The 4,151-nt window shown below is 37.9% G+C and carries 7 protein-coding genes; 3 read left to right on the forward strand and 4 right to left on the reverse strand.

What is annotated here, in order from left to right:
- Positions 1–722, reverse strand: a 722-nt coding sequence (locus RLO81_RS01730) for a DEAD/DEAH box helicase (RefSeq protein WP_350106315.1), incomplete at its 3' end; no start/stop codon positions are given.
- 113 nt (positions 723–835) lie between these two features.
- Between RLO81_RS01730 and RLO81_RS01735 the strand changes: the two genes are divergently transcribed.
- Both RLO81_RS01735 and RLO81_RS01740 read left to right on the forward strand, forming a co-directional pair.
- Complete coding sequence (locus tag RLO81_RS01735) at positions 836–1,330, forward strand: hypothetical protein (RefSeq protein ID WP_350106318.1); 495 nt, start codon at positions 836–838, stop codon at positions 1,328–1,330.
- A gap of 44 nt (positions 1,331–1,374) precedes the next feature.
- Positions 1,375–1,764, forward strand: a complete 390-nt coding sequence (locus RLO81_RS01740; protein ID WP_350106321.1) for a VOC family protein — start codon at positions 1,375–1,377, stop codon at positions 1,762–1,764.
- A gap of 2 nt (positions 1,765–1,766) precedes the next feature.
- Here the strand turns inward: RLO81_RS01740 and RLO81_RS01745 are convergent, their stop codons facing one another.
- From RLO81_RS01745 to RLO81_RS01755, 3 genes are read right to left on the reverse strand one after another with little or no spacing between them, the layout of a single operon-like run.
- The gene (locus tag RLO81_RS01745) at positions 1,767–2,762 is read right to left on the reverse strand and encodes a potassium channel beta subunit family protein (RefSeq protein ID WP_350106324.1); all 996 of its coding nucleotides are present in this window, start codon (positions 2,760–2,762) and stop codon (positions 1,767–1,769) included.
- Entirely contained in the window at positions 2,763–2,915 is a 153-nt protein-coding gene (locus tag RLO81_RS01750; RefSeq protein WP_350106327.1) for a DUF2256 domain-containing protein, read from the reverse strand.
- A 35-nt stretch (positions 2,916–2,950) separates the two neighbouring features.
- Positions 2,951–3,463 (reverse strand): SixA phosphatase family protein, encoded by a 513-nt coding sequence (locus RLO81_RS01755; RefSeq protein WP_350106330.1) that lies wholly within the window; start codon positions 3,461–3,463, stop codon positions 2,951–2,953.
- Between the two features lie 94 nt (positions 3,464–3,557).
- Between RLO81_RS01755 and RLO81_RS01760 the strand changes: the two genes are divergently transcribed.
- Positions 3,558–4,151: tetratricopeptide repeat protein (locus RLO81_RS01760; protein WP_350106333.1), on the forward strand; the 594-nt coding region annotated here is incomplete at its 3' end.

The following is a 4,151-nucleotide window of genomic DNA, read 5'->3' on the forward strand; positions in this document are numbered from 1 at the left end:
ATCGGAATAACTTTATCGATAAGGTTGACACCCAAATGTCCAGCCCAGGGTAGTTCTTCTACCGAATCAGGGAAAACACTTTCTACTTCAATGGCCTTTTCAATATCGGCACGTATTATTTTATATGATTTTTCGTCTCCTAAAAGGGCTTCCACCGCCTGATCCATATTACCGATCGTAGCAGATATGCCCCATATCCGTAAATTATCACTCACCGATTTAAGTCTTGAAAGTGCCAACTCCATTTGAACGCCTCTTTTTGAACCAATAAGCTCATGCCACTCATCGCAAACTATTGCCCTTAGGTTTTTAAACAAGTTGGGATAACCTTTTTGGGCAAGCATCAGATGCAGACTTTCCGGGGTAGTAATTAAAAATTCCGGAGGATTCTTTTTCATTGCATTCCTCTCTTTTGTGGAAGTATCGCCTGTGCGCACACCCACTTTCCAATCCAACCCCAAGCCTTCTATTGCTCTTTCTGTAGCATTGGCAATTTCCTTGGCCAACGCTCTAATTGGGGTAATCCAAATCACCTGTAATCCTTTGTTACTATTAACCGTACCATCTAACAAAGCAGGTACAACCAAAGAATATGTTTTACCGCTTCCTGTAGGGGCATTGACCAATCCATGATTTCCAGTTAGATACGCCTCCCATGCCTGACGTTGAAAGTCAAATACTTTCCATTTTCTGGATTGGAACCACTCCTCTCCTACAGCCATTATATCACCATTGGTCATTTTTTAAAGATAGGTATTATGCCCTTTTGAATATCGTATTCCAACCAATTTAGATTAACATGTGTCATCATACTGAAAACACTAAATTTGTAGACATGGTTAGATTCACTTTTCTATTACTCTTAAGTGTAACTCTTTTCGGTTGCAACAAAGATGAAGAGCCTCTATTGATTGGTGAGCAGCAATATCAAGACTCCGATTACCTGATTTTTGGCCGATATGCGGGTTTTTGTGCCGGTGAAGAATGCATCGAAATCTTTAAGTTGTCAGAAAATTCTCTTAGTGAAGATATCAATGACAATTACCCCGATTATAAAATGCCTTATCAAGGTAACTTCCTACCACTGACTTCACTAAAGCTGTTAGATACAGAAAATATGCTCACTCAAACTCCGGCACCTATTTTAGCTATACAAGATACGATAATTGGTTGTCCTGATTGTGCAGATGGCGGTGGTGTATATTTTGAATACAAGATGGGGGACGTTCGTAGATATTGGCTTATCGATCAGGTAAAACAAAATATTCCTAATGAAATTCATTCATTGGTTGATGAAATAAACTCCATCGTTGACACTATTAATGAATAGCATTAATTCGTAAATTAGGTGAGTCATCAAACTCACTATTTATTATGGAATTAGAATCAAATGTAGTCGGCTGGTTTGAAGTGCCAGTAAACGATATGCCTAGAGCCATTAAATTTTACGAAAAGGTATTTGACTTTAAAATAGAAAGGCATGAAATGGGCGAACTGGATATGGGCTGGTTTCCATCCAATCATCAGGCTGGAGGCGCCATGGGTTCTTTGGTTAAGCATCCTGATTTCTACACACCCAGCCATGAAGGTTCACTGGTGTATTTTACAGCCCATTCTGGCGATTTAAATAACGAACTTGCCAGAATTGAACCCGCAGGGGGCAAAGTTTTAATGCCCAAAAAGCTTATAAGTGAAGATATTGGCTACATGGCCATTTTCGAAGATACGGAAGGCAATAGAGTGGCCCTGCATAGCAGAGCCTAATGTTAAAATGGTGGATGAACAGGGGCGTTCTCTAAAGTCGCCTCTATTTTCTCCATCACTTCTTCCGTTAGTAAAGGAACTACTTCAAATGCCTTTAAATTTTCTGTGAGTTGCTCATTTTTTGATGCGCCTAAGATAACTGTGCTGACATCTTCGTTTTTCAGGCACCAAGCCAAGGCCAATAAAGGCATGGTGGTACCCAACTCTTTGGCAAACTCTGTTAACTTCTTCACTTTCTTGAGATTTTCCTCGGCTAGTAATCGGTCTTTTAACCACTCTAAGCCTTCAATTCCCAATCGGGTGTCTTTCGGAAATCCGTCATTGTATTTACCTGTTAGTATGCCCGAAGCCAATGGCGACCAGGTAGTGGTACCTAACCCCACCGTTTTATAAATTTGCTTGAATTCCACCTCCACTTTATCTCTCACCAACATATTATACTGAGGCTGTTCCATAGTTGGACCTATCAAATTATACTGTTTGGCCACCATATGTGCCTCTATAATTTCCTGTGCACTCCATTCTGATGTGCCCCAATACAACACCTTACCTTGTTGTATCAAATTATGCATACTCCAAACGGTTTCCTCAATAGGAGTTTCTTTATCGGGTCTGTGACAAAAATATAAATCGAGATAATCTACCTGCAATCTTTGCAAAGCCTGATCACAAGCCTCAATAACATGCTTTCTGTTTAGGCCTTTTTGTGTTGGTTTTATATCTCCTTTACCTCCATCTGCACCAAAAAATACTTTGCTGGAAACTATATAACTATCTCTTCGCCAATTCATCTTTTTAAGCACCTCTCCCATCACTTCTTCTGACTTACCACCAGCATAGGCTTCTGCATTGTCAAAAAAGTTAATGCCATTATCATAGGCTATCTTCATCAGGCTCTCCGCTGTGGTATCTCCTACTTGCTTGCCAAATGTTAGCCATGAACCAAACGACAACCGACTAACCTGTAAACCTGATTTGCCTAATCTTTTATATTCCATTTATACCGATGTTTTTAATTTGACTTTATTTCTTCTGCACCTCTCACTGCAATAAATAACTTCAGACCATACTTTTGCCCACTTTTTTCGCCATGAGAATGGTTTTTGGCAAACAGGACATAATTTGGTTGGAAGGTTTGGCTTACGATGCATTTATAGATTTAACACATCTGACTAATGTTAGTTCATCACTTTTTAGATGATTCTCCATATTTCAAATGGAGTACTTTTCCATCACCTACTGAATTCAATGAAACTATGAACATATTATTATATTCATCTTCATCGATCATTTTATAACGCTCTTCACCAATCAATTTATTAATCAACACGGGAATTGTATTTGAATGTCCCACGACAAGCAATGATTGTCCTTTCATTGCTGAAATAATCTCAAGCATGGCATCCAAATTAAATGGGTTATATTCCTGAACTTTTATTCCTTTTGCTTCTGCTATAGGTGCGACCGTCTCTCTTGTTCTTTTGAAGGGTGTAGTAAAAATTTCATCAATTTCCTGAGATTCAAGCATCTCAACTAAATGCTTAGCACGTGCATTACCCTTTTTGTTTAAAGATGGGTCACCATCTTCACTAAAACCCTTTTCTGCATGTCTAACAAGAATTACCGTAGTAAGTGAGTCCTGAGCCATACTATTAATAGATAAAGCCAACGCAATGAAAATGAATACTATATTTCTCATATGATTTTTTCTTTAAGCTAATTACAAACTTATACGAATACAATTTTTATTTGATTTCATGTTGTTTCGCATTATATGCTTAATTTGGCATTCTATGAAACGAGTATACCTCTTAGTTGTTTTAATAGTAATGGCTTTCAACTGCCAGGCTTTTCAGGATTTAGATAGCCTGGAAAATAAACTTAAGACTGCACAAGGTAAAGATCGAGTAGATGTACTAAATAAACTTTATGCAATCTATAACCGCCTGAACCCAACAAAAGCACTTGAACAATCTATTCTTGCGTTAGAATTAGCCAATGAAATAGGCTACCCAAATGGTAGAGCTGCTGCCTTAAATAATATCGGTGTAATCTATAAAAACCAAGGAGTGTATGAAGAAGCGCTTGAGTATTATATAGAATCTTTAAGAATAAGTACCGAAATAAATGATAAAGAAGCTCAGGCATCTACATTGAATAATATTGGAACTGTATATTCTCTTAAACGGGTATACGATAAAGCGCTGATTTACTTTATAGAATCTTACGAAATTTTTAAATCTATTAATTCTAATGGAAAGCGTGTAGATGCTATAAAAAATATTGGTAATGCTTATATCGAAATGGGACGAGAAGATTTAGCATTGTATTATTATTCGGAGGCCATGTCGTTATCTGAGCTTGGTTCGCATTCGCTGGAGGCTTCT

The sequence above is a fragment of the Fulvivirga sp. genome (assembly GCF_040220315.1).
Classification (GTDB): domain Bacteria; phylum Bacteroidota; class Bacteroidia; order Cytophagales; family Cyclobacteriaceae; genus Fulvivirga.

Bases quoted from the DNA above. Each gene is read 5' to 3' on its own strand.
- RLO81_RS01735 (WP_350106318.1), top strand. From the start codon at position 836: ATGGTTAGATTCACTTTTCTATTACTCTTAAGTGTAACTCTTTTCGGT.
- RLO81_RS01740 (WP_350106321.1), top strand. From the start codon at position 1,375: ATGGAATTAGAATCAAATGTAGTCGGCTGGTTTGAAGTGCCAGTAAAC.
- RLO81_RS01745 (WP_350106324.1), bottom strand. From the start codon at position 2,762: ATGGAATATAAAAGATTAGGCAAATCAGGTTTACAGGTTAGTCGGTTG.
- RLO81_RS01750 (WP_350106327.1), bottom strand. From the start codon at position 2,915: ATGCATCGTAAGCCAAACCTTCCAACCAAATTATGTCCTGTTTGCCAA.
- RLO81_RS01755 (WP_350106330.1), bottom strand. From the start codon at position 3,463: ATGAGAAATATAGTATTCATTTTCATTGCGTTGGCTTTATCTATTAAT.